We start from the raw sequence: 20,740 nt of genomic DNA, 5'->3' as shown, positions 1-20,740 counted from the left end.
CCGCAACTTTGGTCTAATGCCAGATCATTGCACGGCTTTGCAGGAGAAACACAGCGCAATGCTAAAACGTGTGGCCACCCTAGCTTTGCTCGGTTCTCTTTGTTGGGGAGCCCTTGCCGACACCATCCAACAGAACACCTCGTTCGCCTTGTTGGGAGAGCCTAAATATCCCGAGGGATTCACGCATTTTGGTTACGTCAATCCTGACGCCCCCAAAGGGGGGAACATCACGCTCAGCACTCTGGGAACGTATGATAACTTCAACCGTTTTGCGTTACGCGGCGTGGCGGCTGAGCGTACCGAACGCCTGTACGATACGCTGTTCACTTCATCTGATGATGAGCCGGGTAGCTTTTACCCGCTGATTGCACTGCATGCACGCCATGCTGACGATTTTCGTTGGATGGAAGTGGAACTGAACCCCAAAGCCACGTTTCAGGACGGCTCACCGATTTTAGCCTCTGATGTGGCCTTCACCTTCACTATGTTTATGACACAAGGGGTTCCACAGTTCCGCGTGGTGTACAAAGGCGTCACGGTGACTGCTATCGGGCCGCGCAACGTGCTGCTGGAAATGCCTGAGCCGGATAAAGAACGGCTGCTGGGACTGCTGACATTACCCGTTATGCCTGAAAGTTTCTGGAAAAATCACAGTCTTGCCGATCCGTTGTCCTATCCCCCACCGGCCAGTGGCCCCTACCGCATCACCTCCTACCGCACCGGCCAATATGTGACCTACAAACGGGTACAAGACTATTGGGGTGCCGATCTTCCGGTGAATCGCGGTTTGAATAATTTCGACCAAATCCGTTACGACTACTATCTGGATGACAGTGTCGCGCTGGAAGCGTTCAAAGCGGGCGCTTTCGATCTGCGTGTCGAAGGATCCCCCAAGCACTGGGCAACGCAGTATCAGGGCGGTAACTTCGCTCGGGGTTATATCGTCAAGCGCGATCGGACAAATCAAGCGGCGCAGGATACCCGCTGGCTGGTGTTCAATATAGATCGTCCGCTGTTTCAGGATCGCCGCATCCGACAAGCCATTGGGCTTAATTTTGATTTTAACTGGATGAACAAGGCGTTCTATTACAACGCTTATCAGCGCGTTAACAGCCTGTTCCAAAACACAGAATATGCCGCGCAAGGTACCCCCAGCCCAGAGGAATTAAAATGGCTGGAGCCGCTCAGGGACAAAATACCGCCTGAAGTCTTTGGCCCCAGCTTTCAACCACCAGAGAGTGATGGCAGCGGCTACGATCGCGCCCATTGGCAACAAGCTTTACAGCTGCTTGAGGAAGCGGGCTGGGAATTGAAAAACCAGAAGTTGGTCAATCGCAAAAACGGACAACCATTTACCTTCGAATTATTGCTCCCCAGCGCTGCCAACGTGCAGTACGTACTGCCGTTCCAGCAAAATCTTAAACGTTTGGGCATCGACATGAAGCTGCGCCTGATTGACAGCGGGCAGTTCACCAATCGTCTGCGTGCCCGGGATTTTGATATGCTCGCCCGCCTTTACCCGGCAAGAATTTATCCGGATGGCAACCTGAAATTTGGCTGGCATACCAAATACCTCGACTCAACCTATAACACAGCGGGCGTGAGCGATCCGGCCATTGATGCACTTATTGAGCAAATCGATGCGCATCAAGGCAATAAGGCGGAATTGCTGGTATTAGGCCGCGCGCTGGATCGGGTGGTGACCTGGAATCAATTTATGATCCCCATGTGGTACTCCAATCACGATCGCTACGCTTACTGGGATAAATTCGCCATGCCAGCAACCCGACCGGCCTATACGTTAGGGTTGGATAGCTGGTGGTACGATGCACAGCGGGCGCAGTCATTGCCGCCTGAACGCCGTTAAGGAGCCATGGTGGGAACCTATTTACTACGCCGACTTTTGCTGGTGATCCCCACGCTGTGGGCCATTATTACCATTAACTTTTTTATTGTGCAGATAGCCCCAGGTGGCCCGGTTGATCAGGCTATTGCCGCCATCGAGATGGGTCATGGCAGCGGGTTTGGTGCCGGTGGCGGCATGGATGGGGCGATGGGGCGCAGCGGCGGTGGCACGCTGACCGTGGAAAATGCCTACCGTGGCGCTCGCGGGCTGGACCCAGAGGTGATTGCGGAGATCACCAAACGTTACGGGTTTGATAAGCCGATTCACGAGCGCTATTTCACGCTGCTGTGGAACTATGCCCGATTGGATTTTGGCGATAGCCTGTTTCGCGGCTCCTCGGTGATGGAGCTTATCAAGCAGAGTATGCCGGTTTCTATCACGCTGGGATTATGGAGCACGCTGATCATTTATCTGGTCTCAATCCCGCTTGGCATCAAAAAGGCGGTCAAGAACGGTACACCGTTTGATACCTGGAGTAGTACCCTGATTATTGTCGGCTACGCTATCCCGGCGTTCTTGTTTGCCATCTTGCTGATTGTGCTGTTTGCCGGCGGCAGCTATCTGGACTGGTTCCCGCTGCGCGGACTGGTATCGAGTAATTTCGACACCCTGCCTTGGTACAGTAAAATCACCGATTATCTGTGGCACATCACGCTGCCCGTACTGGCAACGGTGATTGGCGGCTTTGCAACGCTGACCATGCTGACCAAAAACTCGTTTATGGACGAGATTCGCAAGCAATATGTGGCCACCGCACGTGCCAAAGGGCTGGACGAAAACAGCATTCTGTACCGCCATGTCTTCCGCAACGCCATGCTGCTGGTGATTGCCGGGTTCCCGGCGACCTTTATCAGCATGTTTTTCACCGGTTCGCTGCTGATTGAAGTGATGTTCTCACTCAACGGGCTGGGTCTGTTGGGTTATGATGCCACACTGCAACGCGACTACCCGGTGATGTTTGGTACGCTCTACATCTTCACGTTAATTGGTCTGCTGTTGAATATTGTCAGCGATATGACCTATACGCTGGTCGATCCGCGCATTGATTTTGAGGGACGCCAATGAGCCGAATCAGCCCAATAAATTTGGCGCGCTGGGCCCGTTTTCGCGCCAATCGCCGTGGCTACTGGTCACTGTGGATCTTTCTGGTGTTGTTTACCCTCAGCCTGTTCGCCGAACTGCTGGCCAATGACAAACCGCTGCTGGTGCGCTACGACAACCGTTTCTATACGCCATTGCTGGTGAATTACCCTGAAACCACCTTCGGCGGCCAGTTTGCCACCACCACTGATTTTCGCGATCCCTACGTGGCGGCACGTATCGCGCAACATGGCTGGAGTATCTGGCCGCCGATCCGTTATCGCTACGATACCATTAACTATGCCACTACCCAGTCATTCCCCTCCCCGCCTTCCGGACTGAATTGGCTCGGCACAGACAGTCAGGGAAAAGATGTGGTAGCGCAAGTGCTGTACGGCTTTCGCATTTCCCTGCTGTTTGGGCTTTCACTGACCTTGTTCTCCAGCCTGATTGGCATTGTGGTCGGCGCAACGCAGGGTTACTACGGTGGCAGGCTCGATTTGTGGGGGCAGCGCTTTATCGAAGTTTGGTCGGGCATGCCGACCCTGTTCCTGATTATCTTGCTGTCCAGTGTTATCCAACCTGATTTCTGGTGGCTGTTGGGCATCACTATCCTGTTTGGCTGGATGAGCTTGGTGAGCGTGGTACGCGCAGAATTCCTGCGAACCCGTAATTTCGACTACATTCGCGCGGCACAGGCGATGGGGGTAAACGATCGGGTAATCATGATGCGCAGTATGCTGCCTAACGCCATGGTCGCGACGTTAACATTTCTGCCCTTTATTTTGTGCAGCTCAATCACTACCCTTACATCGCTCGATTTTCTGGGGTTTGGACTTCCACTCGGTTCGCCCTCACTGGGGGCACTGCTGCTGGAGGGCAAGAACAATCTTCAGGCTCCCTGGCTCGGCATTACCGTATTTCTGGTGTTGGCAACCCTGTTGTCGTTACTGATTTTTATTGGCGAAGCGGTGCGCGACGCTTTTGATCCCAGCAAGGCACATTGATATGAATCAAACTCCGTTGTTACAGATTCAGGATCTCAGCATCGCGTTTCACCAGGGTGAGCAGGTGCATCAAGTGGTGGATTCAGTATCCTTCAACGTCGAGCGCAGTGAAACGCTGGCGCTGGTGGGTGAATCCGGCTCGGGCAAGAGTGTCACTGCGCTGTCGGTGCTGCGCCTGCTGCCTTCTCCACCGGTTATCTATCCTCAAGGGGATATCCTGTTTGACGGTGAATCGCTGCTGCATGCGCCAGAAACACGGTTACGCGAACTGCGCGGCAACCGTATCGCCATGATCTTCCAGGAACCGATGGTGTCACTTAACCCGCTGCACAGCATTGAAAAGCAATTGATGGAAGTGTTGACGTTGCACCGTGCAATGACACGAGACGTTGCGCGCAGTGAAGTGCTTACCTGTTTGGATCGCGTTGGCATACGGCAGGCACACACGCGCCTGAAGGACTTTCCTCATCAGCTGTCGGGCGGTGAACGCCAGCGGGTGATGATCGCGATGGCCCTGCTGATGCAGCCAGATTTGCTGATTGCTGATGAGCCAACTACCGCGCTGGATGTCACCGTACAGGCACAAATCCTCACCTTGTTGCGTGAACTGAAACACGAGTTAGGTATGAGCCTGCTGTTCATCACGCATAACCTGAATATCGTCAAGCAACTGGCAGACAAGGTTGGCGTGATGCAGGGTGGGCGCTGCGTAGAACAAAATCGTTGCCGTGACCTCTTTGCCGCGCCGCAGCACAGCTACACCCGAGAGTTGCTGGATGCCGAACCCTCCGGTTCCGCGCTGCCTCTGCCGGATGATACACCGACGCTGCTACGCGTAGAAAAGCTCTCGATTTCATTTCCCATCAAGCGTGGGCTATTGCGCCGTACAGTGGCAGAAAAAACCGTCATCAATGGGTTGAATTTCACCTTACGTCGTGGCGAAAGTCTGGGACTGGTGGGGGAATCCGGTTCAGGGAAAAGTACTACAGGACTGGCATTGTTACGGCTCATCGCCTCACGCGGTAACATTGTGTTTGATGAACAACCGCTGCACCAATTTAATCGCCGTCAAATGTTACCACTGCGTAGCCAGATCCAAGTGGTGTTTCAGGATCCCAATTCGTCGTTGAATCCACGGCGCACCGCGCTGCAAATTATCGAAGAAGGGCTGAAAGTGCACCAGAAGATGAGTACCTCCGATCGAGAACAGCGGATCATTGAGGTGATGCGCGAAGTCGGCCTTAATCCCGAATTTCGTCACCGCTACCCGTCTGAATTCTCCGGTGGCCAGCGGCAGCGTATTGCTATCGCTAGGGCGCTAGTGCTTGAACCCGCACTACTGATCCTTGACGAACCCACCTCGTCACTGGACAGAACCGTACAGGCGCAGATTCTGACATTATTGAAAACCTTGCAGCAAAAACGCCAACTGGCTTATCTGTTCATTAGCCATGACCTACAGGTGGTGCGTGCGCTGTGCCATCAGGTTATCGTGCTGCGTCAAGGTGAGGTGGTAGAACAAGGGCGTTGTGAACAAGTTTTTTCCGCGCCTCAGAGCGCCTATACACAAGAGCTGCTGCGCATGGCTACCCTGTAGAGGCACACGCGCCATGTCATGGCAGAAGCACGGCGTTTAAAACGGATAGAGCGCACTCAGGGGTTCCGCGATGGCGACGCCCATATTTTTAAGACGACACAATGCTGTACTTTCATCATCGCGGTGTAAAAACAGACAGGGTTCCCCTTCCCATTCCAACACGGCACAAGCAATCTGAATTTCAGCCAGGGACTGGTTCAACTGACGTAAAATAACCCAAGCTATTTCACCATCGTGGCTTAATAATTTAAAGCCAATCAGGTTGTTGTCCTCATCTCGTCCCCGCAGGGGAATACCGCTCAGCGGAATCGGTTCCACCTTGATACCAGCGAAGCCCGATAGCCAACGATAACTTTGCGGCAAACGATGCACTACCGAAAGTTGGAGAGTGTCCACTATTACTTTCCCTCAGGTATGATGATGGTGAACAAACGCAATGACATTGGCGTCAAAGAAAAAACGTTTACTCTTAGTGTCCAAATATGGCGGCACTGCTGAATGAGCATTTCTACAAGAATCCGTGTTGCAACAGTCATAAGTCACCCTTCTTAGCGAATGGAAATGATTGCAATACTGATTAATGCCACGTTGATCACATTTTAAGATTTTATAGGTTGCCCTATATTTAACGCTTTCCCTGCAATATCTCAACCACTTTTATTTACATTGTTCACTTTCAAATCATACATTTTACATTTTTAGAACAACATTCCAAAAAAAGACAATGTGACATCGATAACACTTGACCGTGAACAAAAAGGAAAGATAAAAATTAATGGAGCCCGACGTTGAAGGCATAGGTATCTACACATAATAAAGGGTTAAAAACCACCATAGCTAAGTGGGCAAGTTCTTCCGGGGTATAGTCTGCTAATAACGTCAAGGTATTTAGCAGGATGGATAGTCCGGCAAGCAGCGCTGGGGCGCTTTCTTTACACCCTCGTTTTTGTTGTCGTCCGGATAATCGGCAAATTAACTGACGGGCTGCCGCATTGTCGTCTCCTTCAGCGCGTTGCAGCCGCCATACCAGCACACATGCCATGCTAGCTATCAATAACCTGCGTAGCAGGGCACCAGCACTGCGCTGAAGGCATTTTTCTACATCATGACCGGCACCTTTCAGCAGCTTAAAAAAGGATTCAATACCCCAGCGCCAGTAATACCAGCGAGCGACTTCCGCGCTGGTGATCTCGTTGCTAACGTTTGTGAGCAGCGTCCAGCGTCCGATAAATTTACCGTGAGTATCGGTAAGGCGAACCACAACTAATCTGAGTGTCAGAGCTACGCCTGGCTGAACTTTCACTCGCCGTCCGGTGTTCTTGTCTTTCCGCTTCGGTTTTGCTGTTCGCGTTATGATCACGGATGTTTCCCCGATCTCCATATTGGCTTTTTTCCCTTTCCAGCCAACCTGTCCGTTTGCAATAAATGGCAGATCGTCTGCAATTTCACCAATTTTACGGGTGTCACCGCCCCACTCGGCCCGATGCCCTTCCTTTCCCCGGATAAGCCAACATATAGCTAACCGACTTAAAAATGATTACAACAGATACCCTGATATGCGGCAAAAAAGCATAGCTGGCTGTTATCAAAATAATGTCGGTTGGCTATATTCCCTGGGAGCTTAATGTGCGCATATGCCCGATAGAGTTACCTTCACGGTCAATGAGATGAACTAACTTCTTTCCGGTATCAAGAGACTCAACGCGGGCGATATCAGCCGTCAAAGCATCCATATGAGTCAGACTCTCAGACAAGCCCTCGGTTAGCGTTGAACGACAACCCGCCCTATCGGTTAGAGTTTGAGACAGGGGCGCTATTGGTAAACCATTTGCAGCATCAACCAGTAGGCGGGTTTGTAGTTCATAACCGACGTCGCCACCATGCGTCATTTTCAAACGTTCTTCTTTCCCATTGTGGGTACGAAACTGTAAATGAGACCAGTCGTGAACGACGGGAGCGTATGGATGCGGGCTAAGTGCAACCTGCCGGAGAGCCAGCGAAATAATCGGTTCATTGAGCTGACTGAAGCTAATACGTTCATTATTAAAAAAACGCCAAACGGCTTGAGTAGTGGCGAATGTTGTTTTCTGCGCGCAGGCAAGGTCTTTAACGGCTGACGTCAATGGTGCTGCGGGAGTCATGTGTTGCTTAACCAGTGGTTCCCTGCATTCTATGCGCATTTTGTGGCGACACAAATACGACACAAAAAATCCTACCTGATAACGCATATTGCTCAGCTAGCCTCAACAGCCTTTATGGTATTGGGGGGCTTTCAATCACCTCGTTATACACATCTCTGTTCGTGCCTGAACGCGCGTAGGGTTCTGTCGCATTAAGGAGTCATCAGGTAATATGCTATTTTTTTGCGATGTTACCTGCCCATGTCTCTGATTCGAAAATCCTTCAAACGCCTGCATTATCCCGTCGATATTATTGCTCAGTGTGTACGCTGGTACCTGGCTTACTCACTTAGCATGCGAAATTTGGAAGAGATAATGGCTGAGCGGGGGATTGTCGTTGACCATTCCACGCTTCACCGTTGGGTCATCCTGCTGGTACCACGCCTGGATAAGGTGTTTCGCCGGCATAAACGCAATCCTGACCGACGGTGGCGAATGGACGAAACCTACATCAAAATCAAAGGTCAGTGGCAATACCTGTACCGTGCAGTCGACAGTACGGGGCAGACCATCGACTTTCTGCTGACCGCTAAGCGGGATGTGGCAGCTGCTCTGCGTTTCTTCCGCAAGGCTATCCGGCACCACGATGAACCTGAAGTGGTGACCATTGATAAAAGTGGTGCTAATACGGCGGCTCTGGGCACACTTAACGCGGGTAAAGCTGATGAAGAAACCATTACCGTCAGGCAAAGCAAATATCTGAACAACCTTGTTGAACAGGACCACCGGAACATCAAACGGCGGATACGGCCGATGCTGGGATTCAAATCATTTCGCCGGGCGCAGACGATACTGGCCGGCATTGAGTTAATCCATATGATAGGCTTTGTTGAATAAATCAGAACTTGTAACGACTGCGCCATACGGGTCGATTGTTACGTGATGCGAATACTGTTCGGCATTCCTAATAGCGTGATCAGGTTAAGCGCTTTGACCATGACCATGGCTTCACCCACCTGACCATCGTAGTCTCTCAGACTTAGATGACCACCCAGAAGCCTTTTGAACCGGAACATGGCCGTTTCAGCCACTGAGCGCCGGTGATAGCCCACTTTCTTTTTCCAGATATCGTTACTACCGCTAATGCGCTGATTTGCAACAGCGGGGTTACGCTCGTGGTAGCGATCTTGCCAATATTGCGCCCCCCTTCGTGGCGGGATAAGCGGCCTTATTTTCTTCCTCAGCAGAGCATCATAGCAGTAAACTGTATCCTAAGCGCCGTCAGCCGATGCCTCTCTGATTTTCCGGTGGGTCTGGTTTATCAGCGCCGGTAGAGCTTGGGCATCAGTCGTACCACTGAGCGACAAATCCGCACAGATAATCTCATGCGTCACACTGTCTACTGCCAGGTGCAGCTTACGCCATACCCTGCGTCTGTCGGCACCATGCTGCCGGACTTTCCATTCACCTTCGCCAAAGACCTTCAGGCCGGTTCCATCAATGACCAGATGTGAGATTTCACCACGGGTTGGCGTTTTTATGCTGATGTTCACTGTCTTTGCTCGCTTGCTGAGCAGCGAATAGTCTGGACAATGCAGCGACAATTTAATCAGTTTAAAAATCGAGTCAACAAAGCCCTGTAAAGCCCTCAATGAAAGGCCAAACACGCGTTTCATCATCAGGACTGTAGTGATGGCCATATCTGAGTAGTGGAGCGGTCGTCCACGCCGTTCAGTAGTGTTTTTTTCCGTCCATGCAGCAATGGCTGATTCATCTAGCCATACGGTTAGAGAACAGCGCTGCTTGAGGGCCTTGTTATAAGAGGGCCAGTTGGTGATTTTAAAATTTTGTTTTGCCATGGAGACCTGATTTTGAAACAACTGTGTTGATCTGCTCCGATGATTACCCAAAAGTTCTATTTATTCAACAAAGCCCATATGATACGCAAAGGGCAGTATCAGCATCCGCAGGGAGATGGGTTGTCACCAGCAGAACAATTTTATCTGTTGGTTGCCTGAGAAACAGGCAACGCAACTTTTGCTGACTTACCGCCGTTAACGCGACACAGCCGCATTTTATGCCAAAAATGGCATGAAAAAACAGCATGATTACCTATTATTCAACAACACCCCTCATTTCATGAAATCAGAAGTTTGGCGGCGCTAGGGCACCTCGAAAAACCTCATGCTCGATAATTATCGGCGGTAAGCTACAGTAGAATCAAAAGAAATTGTTTGTTTTCTGTGCGCAATATGCGCAAAAATATTCTAATTGGAGGATGAGTAATCGTTTTTAAAAATCAAAAGTGAAAGAGTCTAGGTTTTTCGAGGTGCCCTATTAATATATCGAAGGGATACAGGAAAGCACACGCCAGTACGAATGCACAAAATACCCGTTCCCACAGAGGATATTTACTCGGGCTCAATATTGGAATACAAAAACGCCAACGACATGGCCATAGCAACGGTACTCCTGCTGGTGTTAACATATCGGCTACAACATGGCTAATATATCCAACGACCATGCCATGGACGAAGTCTATCGGTATTGAAATGATAATTCGTGACAAAAAGCCTGAAAAAAGAAATGTGCAGCACCCTGCAATAGCCAAAAAACTGTGGGTAATACCTCTATGACCGAACACCTTGGCAATAGGTATAGAAAGCCATTTTAATCGCTGACCTAACAAAGATTTAGGGTGATCAATGTCTGGCAGAAGGCAGGTCAATATTCCACCAATAATAATATGCCCCCAGTTCCCTTGAGCTAAGACTGGTGATAACTCCAATTTCTTCGCAAAAATAGCGCTTGCTAAAGCAAAGATGAAATGCCCGCCAGCAGTCATAGTAACCACACATAGCTATACTTGAATATAATTATTTATTCGCATGCATTATGCATATAAAAAGTTAAATAATCAATAGGTTACTCAGTAAAAAAGCTCCGACCACGCTAGATAGCTGCTGATGACATCCGTGAGAAGCGATCCGGCTTATTTGAGCTTCAGTAGTTTCAATGGTAGGTCATCCCCTTAACGCGGTATACTACACCCATGACAAAATCCTTTCTCTCAAAACATGACTCCCTGTTCAAAAAATTCCTCGGCGATATCACGGTCGCCCGAGACTTTCTGGAAATCCATTGCCTCCTCATCTACGGGAACGCTGCGATTTCAGTACGCTGGCAATGGAGTCGGGCAGTTTTATCGAAGACGACCTGCGCACCCAGTGTTCGGATATGCTCTATTCCGTGCAGACAAAAACGGGGAAAGGCTATATCTACACATTGATCGAGCACCAGAGTAGGCCCGAGAAGTTGATGGCGTGGCGTTTAATGCGTTATAGCATGGCAGCCATGCAGCGGCACCTGGAGCAAGGCAACGAGACCTTGCCCGTGGTCATCCCGCTCCTGTTCTACCACGGCACCACGTCGCCCTACCCCTACAGCACCCAATGGCTCGATTGCTTTGCTGACCCTGAACTAGCAGAATCAGTCTATACACAGGCATTCCCGCTGGTTGATATCACCGCCATGTCGGATGATGAAATACTGTCCCATCGGCGGGTAGCCCTGCTGGAATTTGTGCAAAAACATATTCGTACACGGGACATGCTGGAATTAGCCGGAGATATTGCTCGCCTGCTCAATCTGTGGGCGATACCCAAAGAGCAGTTCCGTAGCCTGATGTACTATGATGTACTATATTGTTGGTCGAGGTGAAACCTCAGACACCCGACAGTTTTTACATACCATAGCAGCACAGACACAAGATTATCAGGAGGATGTCATGACGATTGCGAAACAGCTACGGCAGGAAGGCGAGCATAGCGCCTCGCTCAAAATTGCAAGGCAAATGCTTACCCGAGGAATTAATCGTGATGCCGTTAAAGCGTGCACCGGCCTGTCCGACGACGAACTGGCAAGCCTCGACGACCGACGCTAATTCCCCGTTTTTTCACCTTCAGGCACTTCCGGCCACGCAATATCAGGCGCTGTGCGGACATCTACCCGGTAAAGCAGCACATGGTATTTTTTCCACGCAATAAGGGCTTTGTTGAATAATAGTGAGTCATGCTGTTTTTCCAGCCAGTTTTGGTAGAAAATGCTTCTCACCTCAGGTTTACAGTTTTCTTATGAGGCCTAACTGCATGATTTTGCGTTGCGAGGATCTGTCGTTTCACCGGAGGGGCAGCATAAAATATGTTTATTCAACAAAGCCCGCGATAAGCTGCCCCCTTTTTGCCTCTGTGGCCATATCGAGGTCTACCGCATCTCCGGTTGATGAAATACATCAATAATAACAACAAATTAAAAATATAATGGTGTCCTATCGGTGTCCCCACCGTAAATAACATCCCGTTCATACCCCCCACTTTTTCTATCAGCCGCCCTTGATAACTGGTTATACATACAGTATAAATATCTCATTATCTTAATGAGGATCTCGCCATGAAAGTCGAAGTTACGATCGCTAAAGAGAAGAAGCTACCTAAAGGTGCAGTTGAAGCATTACAAAAGGAGTTTGGCCGCAGACTGGAATCCCGGTTCCCCGACTGCCAATTAACAGTGCGTAGAGCGGGTAGTGATGGATTAACGGTATTCGGTGGGGATAAGGACGAGGTGAGTGAACTGCTACAGGAAACGTGGGAATCGGCGGACGATTGGTTTAATTGATTGTCATTTACATGTATTAGTCGCGACTAGATCTGACACTGGACCTTGAAAGGTTGAGAGTTACCGGTTTTGATATGGGTGTCTAATCCTTAAACAAAACGCGAGGTAACTCTCATGCTTCATACTAACAATCCCATTATCAAACACAAAGCCGGCCTGCTCAATCTCGCCGAAGAACTCGGTAACGTATCAAAAGCCTGCAAGAGCATGGGCGTGTCACGCGATACATTTTACCGTTATCAGGAACTGGCTGCTGAAGGCGCCATTGATGCGCTGGTTAACCAGAACCGCCGGGTTCCGAACCTGAAGAACCGCGCCGACGAAGCCACTGAACGCACGGTTGTTGATTATGCTATTGAGTTCCCGCCCCATGGGCAGCACCGGACCAGTAATGAGCTGTGTAAAAAAGGCGTGTTTATCTCCGGCAGCGGCGTGCGCTCCATCTGGCAACGACACGACCTGGAGAACTTCCGTAAACGCCTGAAGGCGCTTGAGGAAAAGGTCGCCAGAGAAGGCATTGTCCTTACCGACGCTCAAATCGCAGCCTTGGAGAAGAAGGCGCACGATGATGAGGCCTGCGGTGAAATCGAGACGGCACATCCTGGGTATCTGGGCTCGCAGGACACCTTCTACGTGGGCAATCTGAAGGGGGTGGGCCGTATCTACCAGCAGACGTTCGTGGATACGTACTCGAAAGTGGCACACTGCAAGCTGTATACGAATAAAACACCGCTCACCGCCGCCGACCTGCTCAATGATAGCGTACTCCCGTTCTACGAGGCTCAGGGACTGCCGGTGCTGAGAATACTGACCGACAGGGGTACGGAATACTGTGGTAAAGTGGAGCAGCATGATTATCAGCTTTATCTGGCTATCAACGATATCGAGCATACGAAAACGAAGGCGATGTCTCCGCAAACGAACGGCATCTGCGAGCGCTTCCATAAAACCATTTTGCAGGATTTTTATCAGGTTACGTTCGGCAAGAAGTTATATGGAGACCTGGAAAGCCTGCAGGTAGATCTGGACAACTGGTTGTGGCATTATAGCTAAAAGACTTAATTTTGATTACATTATTTAAATGAGCTATTCAATTGATTTTAGACGTAAAGTGATATCTACACGGGAAGAAGAAGGGGTGAGTGCCCGAGAAACAGCGAAGCAATTTCGGATTGGCCCTGCCTCTGTATTGCGTTGGATTAATCAAATAGCGTCAAAAGCATCGACCACGCGTCAGCGAAAGATCGATAAATCCGAGTTGATAAAAGATGTTGAACCATATCCAGATGCTTACCAAAAAGAACGTGCAGAGCGTTTTGGCGTTTGTCAGAAGGCCATTTGGCCAGCTCTTAAAAAGCTGGGATTGACCTATAAAAAAACGCTACGTCATCCGAAAGTCGACGAAAGCGCCCGGCAAGCATTTCAACAAAAAATGCAACAGTATGAAAAAAAGGAAAAACTATTGTTTTTATTGATGGAAGTGGTTTTCCACACGATACCCCACGGACTCACGGCTATTCCCCAAAAGGTCAACGGTGTTTTGGCCTGAAGAACGGGGGAGCCAAGGGAAGAACAAATGTTATCGGCGCTTTATTAGGCACAATGCTGTTTGCTATCGGATTATTTGATATCAATATTAACAGCGATGTTTTCTATTCCTGGGTCACACAAGTCCTTATCCCAGTACTCCCTAAAAACAGGGTAATCGTGATGGACAATGCAACTTTTCACAAAAAACATAATATTCAACAAGTCATCATCGATGCAGGGTATATGGTGGAGTATTTGCCTACATATTCGCCAGATCTTAACCCCATTGAGCATAAATGGGCACAAGCAAAAAGCAAAAAAAGAGAGAGTGGTTGCGATACAGAGATTTTGTTCTCAGTCCATATGGTGTAATCAAAATTAAGTCGCTTGGCTATACAATAATGAGCGAACTCATCAGGGAAAAATGTGCTGCGGGCGTACGCCGATGGCCACTTTACTCGATGGAAAACGGAGCTGGGCAGAAAAAAATCTGAACCAGATGTAATCTGACAGACACCTGTATAAATAATCGGTAACTGTCAGATCAGGTCTGAGCTAGTACAGATTAGTTGTGGTTCGCCTTACCGATACTCACGGTAAATTTATCGGACGCTGGACGCTGCTCACAAACGTTAGCAACGAGATCACCAGCGCGGAAGTCGCTTGCTGGTATTACTGGCGCTGGGGTATTGAATCCTTTTTTAAGCTGCTGAAAGGTGCCGGTCATGATGTAGAAAAATGGCTTCAGCGCAGTGCTGGTGCCTAGCATGGCATGTGTGCTGGTATGGCGGCTGCAACGCGCTGAAGGAGACGACAATGCGGCAACCCGTCAGTTAATTTGCCGATTATCCGGACGACAACAAAAACGAGGGCGTAAAGAAAGCGCCACAGCGCTGCTTGCCGGACTATCCATCCTGCTAAATACCTTGACGTTATTAGCAGACTATACCCCGGAAGAACTTGCCCACTTCGCTATGGTGGTTTTTAACCCTTTATGATGTGTAGATACCTATGCATCATAAGAGGGGTCACTGATGCTCCTTTTTCACGTCATCATCACTTTGCTTTTCCTGAGGCGATCGCGTTAATGGACCACACCAGCGCTGCGCCAGTGTACAAGCCAGCACCACCAACACCCAGCTCATCAGGGTCGCCGCAATCAAATCCTGCGGCCAGTGCATGCCCAACGCCAAACGACTGGCCATTACCCCCGACGCCCACACCATCAATACCACCACGGTTTTATAGTGCCGCCGCGCCCACAACAACCCTACCGCCAGCAACGCCCAGGTTGCCGCGAATAGGGTATGCCCTGACGGGAAGGCAAAACCCGTTTCAAATTGCCAATGGGCTCGCAGCCATTCAGGTATCTGCGTCTGTGCGCTCAGTTGTTCCGCCACCAGCCGCGCACGCTCGGGGCGTGGCAAAGAATAGAAATAGCGTTCATCGACCTGATACACTTTTTCCAACCAGACCACAAAGGGGCGCGGCTCCTGAAGCCGCTCTTTAATTAACGACTTCATGCCCTGACCTACCAGTACAGTCAGTGCCATGATTGCCAACACGCCCAGTGCCGGTTTGAAACGAAAACGTAAGCACCACAGAAACCAGCGCGCCAACAGCGCGCTGGTCACTATCCCCCAAGGTCGCGTCACCGTTTCCGTGACCCAGAACAGTCCGCGAAGCCACAGTCCCTGTGTTTCAGGTTGCCATTGCCAGCCGCTCAACCCTACGGCAACCGGCAATATCAGCAAAATTCCCGCACCGAGGGCAGTGCGTTTGGCAATGTCGTACATAGCTTCCCCTGTTTCACCTTTCACTCACCAACGCAGAAAAACACGGTTAAAGAGTGGGTGTAAATCACAATTTTTCATAAAGTTATCATGAAATCTCCCCGCCTTCGTCAATGGAACGTAAACTACTCCATCGTTATGTCAGTACCTGTGCTGCTGTACAAACATCGTGCTGTGGCACAAACCTGATGAATACATGCAGAACACCTGCGCGGTTTGCGTTTGGTTTTATTGCGCAATGGCGTTTTTACTGGTTAATTGCGTTATCCGGCAGTAGGATATGCTCAATCTTTTTGTGTTGGAGATGTAAAATGCAGCTTAAACGGGTGGCCGAAGCAAAATTACCCACCCCCTGGGGCGATTTCCTCATGGTAGGATTCGAAGAGTTAGCCACAGGACACGATCACCTCGCGCTGGTTTTCGGTGATATCTCCGGTCCAGCGCCTGTTCTGGCACGTGTCCATTCCGAATGTTTAACCGGTGATGCATTGTTCAGCTTGCGCTGCGATTGCGGATTCCAACTGGAAGCCGCATTGTGCCATATTGCTGAAGAGGGGCGGGGTGTGCTGCTCTATCACCGACAAGAAGGGCGTAATATCGGCTTGTTGAACAAGATTCGTGCCTATGTGTTACAAGACCTGGGGGCCGATACCGTCGAAGCAAATCATCAACTCGGGTTTGCGGCTGATGAGCGCGACTTCACGCTATGTGCGGATATGTTCAAGCTATTGGGCGTGAATGAAGTACGTTTGCTGACCAACAATCTGCAAAAAGTAAAAATCCTCAACGATGCAGGCATCAACATTGTTGAACGAGTGCCGTTAGTCGTGGGACGCAACCCTAAAAATGAGCGCTATCTGGCAACGAAAGCGGCCAAAATGGGCCATATGTTGGATCTCCCTCCGCGTTAATGTGTGTCTATAGTGACTTGCCGCTATCAACAACACACTGACGTTGCTATCGGGGCCTTCGGGCCCCGATATTTCCGCCCACTGACCATCACAACATCTTGCGAATGACGTAGTGCAAAATACCACCGTGCTGATAATAGGTCAGGGTATCGATACGGCAACGAGTTTGAATAACCTGCACGTGTCCCTGACTGTCCGTGAGGGTGACGTCCACCGTAGCTCCCGGCATCAAGGCTTGCAGGCCCGCTATCGAGATACGCTCTTCCCCCGTCAGCCCTAAGGTTTTACGCGTCACGCCGGGAGCAAACTCCAGCGGTAAAATCCCCATGCCAATCAAATTGGAGTGGTGGATGCGCTCAAACGACTCCGCAATCACCACTCTGACCCCGAGCAACCGCGGCCCTTTTGCTGCCCAGTCACGGCTGGAGCCCGAGCCGTATAGCCAAGCGACATTATTTTGATAACAATTAGCTGTATTTTTTTGCCATATATCAGGGCATTGGCTGTAATCATTTTTAAGTCGGTTGGCTATATCAATTTTCATAACGCGACACATATCAACCAATAACGACGGTTAGGGTAGGTCGATACGCTGGCTGTTTTTTTGCTTTTCGAGTGAAAGCGTTTAGGCATCCGTGCGCTTAGCACCGGATGCCTAAAAAGGACTAACGAAAATTACGCCTTGGTTGATGTTGACGGGTGTTGATGCAAATGCACATCCATTTGCGGATAAGGAATGCCGATCTGGTGCTCATCCAACGCCCGTTTAAAACTTTCTAACAGATCCCATTTCACCGCCATGGCATCACCGTTGCTCGTCCAGACCCATACGACAAAATTCAGTGATGACGCGGCCATTTCATTCAAACGGATGGTGACACCACGCTCATGCTGGATGCGCTTATCAGCCGCGACGATATCCCCCAGCACCGTTTTGACCTGGTCAATATCAGCATCATAGGCCACGCCAACGATAATTTCAGTGCGTCTGTCCGGCTCACGACTGCTGTTAATGATGTTTCCGGCAATGATTTTCCCATTGGGAACAACGATGATTTTACCATCCGGCGTACGCATCGTAGTGGAGAAGATCTGCACCTGCGTCACCGTACCAGAAACCCCGCCCAGATCGACAAACTCACCGGTACGGAACGGGCGGAACATCACCAACAGTACACCAGCCGCGAAGTTTGACAGCGAGCCTTGCAGCGCCAAACCCACTGCTAAGCCAGCGGCACCCAGCACCGCAATCACCGATGCGGTTTGCACGCCAATACGGCTCAATACTGCAATCAGCGTAAAGGTAATAATCCCGTAACGCACCAATGCAGCGAGAAAATCCGCCACGGTGGTATCAATGCCACGCGCCACCATCACTCTGCTGATACCGTTAGATACCACACGCGCCACCAGCAAGCCGATGAGCAAAATGATAATGGCGGCCACCACGTTCACCGCATACTGAATCAGCAGAGCCTCATTATTGACCACCCATTGCCCCATACGGCTCAGGCTTTCGGTCACATCCAGTTCTTCCATTTGCACTCTCCCCTTTTTTGCATTTCACCCTTTGAAAGGGATGGTTCACACCCAAAATGGCCGCAAAGCGGGCCAGAAAAAATTAAGGCTCCTGATAAAAGGAGCCTCTTATTTTCATGCATTGCTTATCAATGCACTTATTAATATAGATTACAGTACGTCGATCGTGTTCAGTTCTTTAAACGCTTTTTCTAAACGAGCCACCATGGTTGCCTGACCAGCACGCAGCCAAACGCGCGGATCGTAGTACTTCTTGTTCGGCTTGTCTGCGCCTTCCGGGTTACCCAACTGACCTTGCAGGTAGCCTTCGTGCTTTTTGTAATACGCCAGCACGCCTTCCCAGGTTGCCCATTGGGTGTCGGTGTCGATGTTCATTTTGATCACACCGTAGCTCACCGCTTCGGCGATCTCTTTTGCCGTAGAGCCGGAACCGCCGTGGAACACGAAGTCCAAGCTGTTATGCGGCAAGTTGAATTTCTTGGAGACATATTCCTGCGAATTGTGCAGGATTTTCGGCGTCAGTTGCACGTTACCCGGTTTGTATACGCCATGCACGTTACCAAACGATGCCGCGACGGTGAAACGCGGGCTGATGGCGTGCAATTTTTCGTAGGCGTAAGCCACGTCTTCCGGCTGGGTGTAGAGTGCGGAGTTATCAAGGTGGCTATTGTCCACGCCATCTTCTTCACCGCCGGTGCAACCCAGTTCGATTTCCAGCGTCATGTTGATTTTTGCCATGCGCTTGAGGTATTCGCTGCAAATCTCGATGTTCTCTTTCAGAGACTCTTCCGACAGGTCGATCATGTGGGAGGAGAACAGCGGTTTGCCGGTTGCGGCAAAGTGTTTTTCACCGGCTTCCAGCAGGCCATCCAACCAAGGCAGCAGTTTTTTCGCACAGTGGTCAGTGTGCAGGATAACAGGAATGCCGTAGTGTTCAGCCATCAGGTGAACGTGTTGTGCGCCAGAGATGGCACCGAGGATAGCGGCTTTCTGACCTTCCGCTTTCAGGCCTTTACCCGCTGTAAACGCGGCCCCCCCGTTAGAGAACTGAACGATAACCGGTGCGCGAACTTTCGCTGCCGCTTCCAGCACCGCATTGACGGAGTCAGTACCGACGCAGTTGACTGCGGGCAGAGCAAAGCCATTTTCCTTTGCTACTGCGAAAACTTTCTGAACGTCATCGCCAGTGATGACACCAGGTTTTACGAAATCAAAAATTTTAGACATGTTAAGTGTCCCGTCTCGTTGGCCGTGGAGGGTTGAGATAATTGACTACGGGCCGGACGCACAGCGTCCGAACCCACCGTTGCCCACTCGAAGAGGGAGCAACGGGTTGCCGGGTGACACCCCCGGCAAAGCGGCATTACTGCTTAGCACGCTCTTCCAGCATGACTACCGCAGGCAGTTTTTTACCTTCCACGAACTCCAGGAAAGCACCGCCGCCGGTAGAAATATAAGAAATCTTGTCTGCAATACCGAACAGGTCAATCGCGGCCAGCGTATCGCCACCGCCAGCGATGGAGAACGCTTCGCTGTCTGCAATCGCCTGAGCGATGATTTCAGTCCCTTTGTGGAAGTTCGGGAATTCGAACACGCCAACCGGGCCGTTCCACAGGATAGTCTTGGCGTTTTTCAGAATATCGGCCAGACGCTCAGCGGAGACATCCCCCAAGTCCAGAATCTGTTCATCATCTTTGATGGCAGTAACAGACTTCAAGGTTGCGGTTGCGGTTTCGGAGAATTCCGTCGCCACGCGCACGTCGCTCGGTACCGGAATATCACAGGTTTCCAGCAATTTTTTCGCTTCAGGGATCAGATCCGCTTCGTACAGCGATTTGCCCACGTTGTGACCCTGTGCCGCCACGAAGGTGTTGGCGATGCCGCCGCCGACGATCAGCTGATCAGCAATTTTGGACAATGAGCCCAACACGGTCAGTTTGGTAGACACTTTAGAACCGCCGACGATAGCCACCATAGGACGCTCTGGGTTGCTCAGCGCTTTACCCAACGCTTCCAGTTCGTCTGCCAGCAGCGGGCCTGCACAGGCGATATCAGCAAACTTGCCTACCCCGTGCGTAGAAGCCTGAGCGCGGTGCGCCGTACCAAAAGCATCCATGACGAACACGTCACACAGCGCTGCGTATTTCTTCGACAGCTCTTCGTCGTCTTTCTTCTCGCCTTTGTTGAAGCGAACGTTTTCCAGAACCACCAACTCGCCTTCGGCAACATCAACGCCATCCTGATAATCCTTCGCCAAACGAACTGGAGAAGAAATTTTATCTTTCAGATAGTTAACAACCGGCAGCAGGGAGAATTCTTCGTTGTATTCCCCTTCGGTCGGGCGTCCCAGGTGGGAAGTCACCATGACACGCGCGCCTTGTTTCAGGGCGATTTCAATGGTCGGCAACGACGCACGGATACGCGCATCAGACGTCACTTTACCTTCTTTAACCGGCACGTTCAGATCCGCACGAATCAGTACGCGTTTACCCGCCAGATCCAGATCGGTCATCTTAATTACAGACATGGTGAATCCTCTTGTTGATTCTCTTATAAAGTTGTGTAATCAAGATTAAAATCCCT

At 50.4% G+C, this 20,740-nt stretch carries 20 protein-coding genes and 7 pseudogenes; 15 read left to right on the top strand and 12 right to left on the bottom strand.

Features of this window, described 5'->3' with window-relative positions:
- The first annotated feature begins 58 nt into the window (after positions 1–58).
- Genes ACD630_RS12860 through yejF form a run of 4 tightly spaced genes read left to right on the top strand, consistent with a single transcriptional unit; the run spans position 59 to position 5,590 of the window.
- Positions 59–1,867 (top strand): extracellular solute-binding protein, encoded by a 1,809-nt coding sequence (locus ACD630_RS12860; protein ID WP_430359274.1) that lies wholly within the window; start codon positions 59–61, stop codon positions 1,865–1,867.
- 9 nt (positions 1,868–1,876) lie between these two features.
- Positions 1,877–2,971, top strand: coding sequence for a microcin C ABC transporter permease YejB (locus ACD630_RS12855; protein WP_430360032.1), 1,095 nt, complete (start codon positions 1,877–1,879; stop codon positions 2,969–2,971).
- Entirely contained in the window at positions 2,968–3,993 is a 1,026-nt protein-coding gene (locus ACD630_RS12850; RefSeq protein ID WP_430359273.1) for an ABC transporter permease, read from the top strand. Before ACD630_RS12855 ends, ACD630_RS12850 begins: the two co-directional genes overlap by 4 nt.
- 1 nt (position 3,994) lies before the next feature.
- Entirely contained in the window at positions 3,995–5,590 is a 1,596-nt protein-coding gene (yejF, locus tag ACD630_RS12845) for a microcin C ABC transporter ATP-binding protein YejF (RefSeq protein WP_430359272.1), read from the top strand.
- Between the two features lie 36 nt (positions 5,591–5,626).
- Here yejF and ACD630_RS12840 read toward each other — a convergent pair whose 3' ends face one another.
- The 4 genes from ACD630_RS12840 to ACD630_RS12825 all read right to left on the bottom strand — a co-directional run bounded on the left by ACD630_RS12840 (position 5,627) and on the right by ACD630_RS12825 (position 7,770).
- Positions 5,627–5,986, bottom strand: a complete 360-nt coding sequence (locus ACD630_RS12840) for a YejG family protein (RefSeq protein ID WP_430359271.1) — start codon at positions 5,984–5,986, stop codon at positions 5,627–5,629.
- Between the two features lie 376 nt (positions 5,987–6,362).
- Complete coding sequence (locus ACD630_RS12835; protein WP_430359270.1) at positions 6,363–6,971, bottom strand: hypothetical protein; 609 nt, start codon at positions 6,969–6,971, stop codon at positions 6,363–6,365.
- An 82-nt stretch (positions 6,972–7,053) separates the two neighbouring features.
- Positions 7,054–7,179 (bottom strand): hypothetical protein, encoded by a 126-nt coding sequence (locus ACD630_RS12830; protein WP_430359269.1) that lies wholly within the window; start codon positions 7,177–7,179, stop codon positions 7,054–7,056.
- Between the two features lie 15 nt (positions 7,180–7,194).
- Positions 7,195–7,770 carry a hypothetical protein gene (locus ACD630_RS12825; protein ID WP_430359268.1) on the bottom strand — a complete coding sequence of 192 codons (576 nt, stop codon included), beginning with the start codon at positions 7,768–7,770 and terminating at the stop codon, positions 7,195–7,197.
- Positions 7,771–7,971: 201 nt separating this feature from the next.
- Here ACD630_RS12825 and ACD630_RS12820 point away from each other — a divergent pair.
- Positions 7,972–8,592 (top strand): annotated as a pseudogene (locus ACD630_RS12820) (IS6 family transposase); the annotation flags it as partial.
- Between the two features lie 53 nt (positions 8,593–8,645).
- On the opposite strand, the pseudogene ACD630_RS12815 reads toward ACD630_RS12820, so the two are convergent.
- Positions 8,646–9,569 (bottom strand): annotated as a pseudogene (locus ACD630_RS12815) (IS5 family transposase).
- Between the two features lie 75 nt (positions 9,570–9,644).
- Here ACD630_RS12815 and ACD630_RS12810 point away from each other — a divergent pair.
- Positions 9,645–9,728, top strand: a pseudogene (locus ACD630_RS12810) (IS6 family transposase); the annotation flags it as partial.
- Positions 9,729–10,009: 281 nt separating this feature from the next.
- Here the strand turns inward: ACD630_RS12810 and ACD630_RS12805 are convergent.
- A complete protein-coding gene (locus ACD630_RS12805; RefSeq protein WP_430359267.1) occupies positions 10,010–10,555 on the bottom strand; it encodes a metal-dependent hydrolase in 546 nt (181 codons plus the stop codon).
- A gap of 207 nt (positions 10,556–10,762) precedes the next feature.
- On the opposite strand from ACD630_RS12805, the pseudogene ACD630_RS12800 reads away from it, so the two are divergent.
- Positions 10,763–11,653 (top strand): annotated as a pseudogene (locus tag ACD630_RS12800) (Rpn family recombination-promoting nuclease/putative transposase).
- On the opposite strand, the gene ACD630_RS12795 reads toward ACD630_RS12800, so the two are convergent.
- Positions 11,650–11,823 carry a tail fiber assembly protein gene (locus ACD630_RS12795; RefSeq protein ID WP_430359266.1) on the bottom strand — a complete coding sequence of 58 codons (174 nt, stop codon included), beginning with the start codon at positions 11,821–11,823 and terminating at the stop codon, positions 11,650–11,652. The pseudogene ACD630_RS12800 and the gene ACD630_RS12795 sit on opposite strands and share 4 nt — an antisense overlap.
- Positions 11,824–12,159: 336 nt before the next feature.
- Here ACD630_RS12795 and ACD630_RS12790 point away from each other — a divergent pair, with 336 nt between their 5' ends.
- From ACD630_RS12790 to ACD630_RS12760, 7 genes and pseudogenes are all read left to right on the top strand, one after another.
- The gene (locus ACD630_RS12790; protein ID WP_430359265.1) at positions 12,160–12,384 is read left to right on the top strand and encodes a DinI-like family protein; all 225 of its coding nucleotides are present in this window, start codon (positions 12,160–12,162) and stop codon (positions 12,382–12,384) included.
- A 114-nt stretch (positions 12,385–12,498) separates the two neighbouring features.
- Positions 12,499–13,434, top strand: a pseudogene (locus tag ACD630_RS12785) (IS481 family transposase); the annotation flags it as partial.
- 31 nt (positions 13,435–13,465) lie between these two features.
- Positions 13,466–13,933 carry an IS630 transposase-related protein gene (locus ACD630_RS12780; RefSeq protein WP_430359264.1) on the top strand — a complete coding sequence of 156 codons (468 nt, stop codon included), beginning with the start codon at positions 13,466–13,468 and terminating at the stop codon, positions 13,931–13,933.
- Entirely contained in the window at positions 13,846–14,286 is a 441-nt protein-coding gene (locus ACD630_RS12775) for a transposase (protein ID WP_430360002.1), read from the top strand. The genes ACD630_RS12780 and ACD630_RS12775 overlap by 88 nt, the downstream gene beginning before the upstream one ends.
- A gap of 16 nt (positions 14,287–14,302) precedes the next feature.
- Positions 14,303–14,419: pseudogene (locus tag ACD630_RS12770) on the top strand (IS481 family transposase); the annotation flags it as partial.
- 66 nt (positions 14,420–14,485) lie between these two features.
- Positions 14,486–14,680 carry a hypothetical protein gene (locus ACD630_RS12765; protein WP_430359263.1) on the top strand — a complete coding sequence of 65 codons (195 nt, stop codon included), beginning with the start codon at positions 14,486–14,488 and terminating at the stop codon, positions 14,678–14,680.
- 1 nt (position 14,681) lies between these two features.
- The gene (locus ACD630_RS12760) at positions 14,682–14,912 is read left to right on the top strand and encodes a hypothetical protein (RefSeq protein ID WP_430359262.1); all 231 of its coding nucleotides are present in this window, start codon (positions 14,682–14,684) and stop codon (positions 14,910–14,912) included.
- A gap of 30 nt (positions 14,913–14,942) precedes the next feature.
- Here ACD630_RS12760 and pgpB read toward each other — a convergent pair whose 3' ends face one another.
- The gene (gene pgpB / locus ACD630_RS12755; protein ID WP_430359261.1) at positions 14,943–15,710 is read right to left on the bottom strand and encodes a phosphatidylglycerophosphatase B; all 768 of its coding nucleotides are present in this window, start codon (positions 15,708–15,710) and stop codon (positions 14,943–14,945) included.
- Between the two features lie 308 nt (positions 15,711–16,018).
- Here pgpB and ribA point away from each other — a divergent pair, with 308 nt between their 5' ends.
- The gene (gene ribA / locus ACD630_RS12750) at positions 16,019–16,618 is read left to right on the top strand and encodes a GTP cyclohydrolase II (RefSeq protein ID WP_430359260.1); all 600 of its coding nucleotides are present in this window, start codon (positions 16,019–16,021) and stop codon (positions 16,616–16,618) included.
- Between the two features lie 88 nt (positions 16,619–16,706).
- On the opposite strand, the pseudogene ACD630_RS12745 reads toward ribA, so the two are convergent.
- From ACD630_RS12745 to pgk, 4 genes and pseudogenes are all read right to left on the bottom strand, one after another.
- A pseudogene (locus ACD630_RS12745) lies at positions 16,707–17,057 on the bottom strand (aconitate hydratase); the annotation flags it as partial.
- Between the two features lie 236 nt (positions 17,058–17,293).
- Positions 17,294–18,157 carry a small-conductance mechanosensitive channel MscS gene (gene mscS, locus ACD630_RS12740; protein ID WP_430359259.1) on the bottom strand — a complete coding sequence of 288 codons (864 nt, stop codon included), beginning with the start codon at positions 18,155–18,157 and terminating at the stop codon, positions 17,294–17,296.
- A 150-nt stretch (positions 18,158–18,307) separates the two neighbouring features.
- Entirely contained in the window at positions 18,308–19,384 is a 1,077-nt protein-coding gene (fbaA, locus tag ACD630_RS12735) for a class II fructose-bisphosphate aldolase (RefSeq protein ID WP_430359258.1), read from the bottom strand.
- 136 nt (positions 19,385–19,520) lie between these two features.
- Positions 19,521–20,684, bottom strand: coding sequence for a phosphoglycerate kinase (gene pgk / locus ACD630_RS12730; RefSeq protein WP_430359257.1), 1,164 nt, complete (start codon positions 20,682–20,684; stop codon positions 19,521–19,523).
- Positions 20,685–20,740: the final 56 nt, after the last annotated feature.

Source organism: Symbiopectobacterium sp. RP, from assembly GCF_050472005.1.
GTDB lineage: Bacteria > Pseudomonadota > Gammaproteobacteria > Enterobacterales > Enterobacteriaceae > Symbiopectobacterium.
The sequence above is the reverse complement of the archived record's forward strand: the minus strand, read 5'-3'. Positions and strand labels throughout refer to the sequence as shown.